Origin of the sequence: Arsenophonus nasoniae DSM 15247 (assembly GCF_000429565.1) — a bacterium.
Taxonomy (GTDB): Bacteria; Pseudomonadota; Gammaproteobacteria; order Enterobacterales; family Enterobacteriaceae; genus Arsenophonus; species Arsenophonus nasoniae.
In genome coordinates, this window is record NZ_KE386920.1 from 9382 (window position 1) to 11361 (window position 1980).

A 1980-nucleotide genomic window follows, 5' to 3' on the forward strand; every position below is an offset into this window, starting at 1 on the left:
GGGGCAAAGCGTGATTAGTGCAACGTTAGGCACGGCTATTCAAGGCGGAAGTTTTACTGATAATTTTAAAGCGGCCCTCTTAAGCCAGGTATCCGGTCAAGTCCATACCGAAGGGGCTAATTTTATTGGCACTCAGGGGGAAATACTCGGTTATCCAGGCAAAGCCCTTAGTCATGCCGTCCTTTCAGGCTTAACCGCTGAAATCAGTCGGGGAAATGTTAAGGGCGCGGTGGTGGGTGGATTAGCTGCTGAGCTGGCCGCCATTTCGTTGGGGAATAACCTGATTAACGCTGAGCAGTGGCAGAAAAAATCCGAAGCACAGGCGCAGTTAGCGCGGGCATTTGGAGGGATTGCCGGCGCAGTGTTTACGGGTCAGCCTGGAGGCGTGTACAGTGGCGCGACCGCTGCCGAGAACAGTTTTCGCTATAATTATTTATCTCATCACCAGCAGACATTAATGGAAAAAGAGCTGGCGGCAACCCCGAATGATTTTAAAAAAGCGCTGATTTCCCTGAAATGGGGATACACCTCCCTTGACCAGGATGTCAGTCTTGGGGCGGGCATGGTGTCGGGTGCGCCGGTTGGACTTTATGAGACAATAGACGGGTTAGCTAACCTGGCGAGCAACCAGAAAGAAACGTATACGGCGATAAAAGCAGTTCTGCAAAGCGATGACACATTAGGAATGATAACCGATGCGGTGAAACACTCGTATATCGCGCGTCTTGAGCGAATGGAAGCCGAATATCAAAAGGCCGGAACCGCAGGGGCATTTAACGCGGGCATTGAAGGCGGTAAAATCATTTTTGATATCGCTAGTACCCTTGCCGGGGGTGCAGGAGTCGCCAAGGGTGGCTTAAAATTGGTAGAGAAAGTCTCGGCAAAAATGGCTGGGGCTGAAAAGGTTGTTCATAAACCTCTTGGTTTGGGTTCGACGGGTCGAAGTATTCCAAGGAATTTGCAAGAGCAATTAGCACTTGAGGAAGCTATCTCTAAGTCTGGGGCGGGCAAAGTATTAGATTTTACTTTAGGAGATACAAGATGGCCTTCATCAGAGGGTTGGGTAAAAATGGCGCAAAAGATAAATGATATTGAAATTCATTATGTAAGAAATACAAAAACAGGCGCTATAGATGATTTCAAATTTAAGGAGAAAAAATAATGCTCATTAAGTGTATTTTTAATAAAGGTAAAAATATACCTTTAGAATATCGTTGCCTTTATGAAACAGATGAGACAGATTATTCATATCTAAAAATAGGTGATAAGTTTCGTGTCTATGGGATTAAATTTTTTCCGACACGAGTTGATTACTTAATTTGCAATCATTATGGAAATAGAAATCCTGATTGGATACCTGGTAACTTATTTGAAGTTATCGATCATACATTACCTAACAATTGGTCTATATGTATCACTTATTTAAATCAAGATTTTAAGCCTCTATATGACTCTTTTAAAATACATTCAATTATCAGTTATCCAAAATTAGTCACATCTATTTCTCATTATGAAGGAATTATAGAAAGAGAATATGATGATTTACTGTATTTTTTTCTTGAAAAGGAAAAGTTTGATAATCGATGTGAATACCAAAGTGAATCTTGATCCACTTAGCTAAAGTAAAAAAACGCCTGAGAGAGCATTCTAGGATGCTCAAAATCGATTCCTAATGACTACATCAAACTTAAAACTCAACATCAGCCTCTACAAAGCGATTCTGAAAACCAAGAGCTAAAATCCGGATAGCCTAAAGTAGAGAAAGCGCTTCTATACCCAATTAACTTGATGGTTAGGAAATTGAATCGCTTTTAAAGTGAGTAGCAAAAGCCATCCCTTATTGCAAAAAGGAGAGGGGATCGATTTATTGTGTTTGGTGCCAGTTAATATTTCCTCAGAGAGTGTAATTTCTAACCTGATTTCCTGATTTTAGACACATTGATCCTGCGTTTAGCTGCGTAACCATCGCTTTTTCTCCAG

General features: G+C 41.6%; 2 protein-coding genes. Both read left to right on the forward strand.

Annotated elements, in window-relative coordinates:
- The coding region (locus G468_RS24545) for a DUF637 domain-containing protein (RefSeq protein WP_162143455.1) at positions 1-1162 on the forward strand (1162 nt) is incomplete at its 5' end.
- Positions 1162-1608: a hypothetical protein gene (locus G468_RS0119185; RefSeq protein WP_026824307.1), complete on the forward strand. Its 447-nt coding sequence runs from the start codon at positions 1162-1164 to the stop codon at positions 1606-1608. The genes G468_RS24545 and G468_RS0119185, both read left to right, overlap by 1 nt.
- Positions 1609-1980 lie beyond the last annotated feature (372 nt).